Source organism: Bradyrhizobium sp. NBAIM18, assembly GCF_020193825.1.
In the GTDB taxonomy this organism is placed as follows: domain Bacteria; phylum Pseudomonadota; class Alphaproteobacteria; order Rhizobiales; family Xanthobacteraceae; genus Bradyrhizobium; species Bradyrhizobium yuanmingense.
In genome coordinates, this window is the sequence record NZ_JADYVO010000069.1 from 1 (window position 1) to 702 (window position 702).

Consider the following 702-nt stretch of genomic DNA (forward strand, 5'->3'; position numbering starts at 1 on the left):
GCCGCCGGCTCTGTATGGCCATCACTTTTTCCGATATTTATCTAACTCAATTACAGGTGCAGGAATTTTTTTCTTCGCACTTTTTTTTGGTTTTTGTATTTTTTCATTGTTGCTAACAACAAACATAATATTCTTTCCATCTTCATTGACAATATCAACGGGATTAAACTCCTTATCTTCACAATTCATATATAGATTTATTCCCATTGCATATTCGATATGATATTCATCAATTAACGAATCTATTGATCTACATATTTCTAATTTTAGTTCTTCTAATTTCCAACGTGATTCATATTTAATTCTCATAGCGCATCATACCTAGTCCAAGTCATGATTAGATGTCTTAAGCGAGCCTTCAAACTCTTCTCTCCTAGAGAGCATGAGCCGCAACTTGCGATCAATAACGCCATCTTTTTGAGTTAATGTTTTTGCGTTAAACGCTGCATATTTTTTAGATTTATTATATCCGCGCCATACCTGATACGGATCTAACGCATAAGCATAATAGATACCTACTGGTATTTTCACGATGGCGCCAATACTTTCTAAATCTCCAATCCAATATTGGATCGTCCTTAAACTAACACCGAAATAATCAGCTAAGAATTTTTGGTCACATACAACAGCCCCACACGATTTATCTATATTTTGAGCAAAAAAAGAATATAGCCTAAATGCTCTGGTAACCTTCTCAGATAT

The 702-nt window shown here is 34.5% G+C and carries 2 protein-coding genes; both read right to left on the reverse strand.

From position 1 onward, the window contains the following. Positions 1 to 21: 21 nt before the first annotated feature. Entirely contained in the window at positions 22 to 309 is a 288-nt protein-coding gene (locus I6F17_RS37440) for a hypothetical protein (protein ID WP_023909281.1), read from the reverse strand. A gap of 12 nt (positions 310 to 321) precedes the next feature. Beyond that, the coding region (locus I6F17_RS37445; RefSeq protein WP_225190485.1) for a replication/maintenance protein RepL at positions 322 to 702 on the reverse strand (381 nt) is incomplete at its 5' end.

Excerpts from the sequence above, each read along its gene's own strand:
- I6F17_RS37440 (WP_023909281.1), bottom strand. The coding sequence starts at position 309 with ATGAGAATTAAATATGAATCACGTTGGAAATTAGAAGAACTAAAATTA.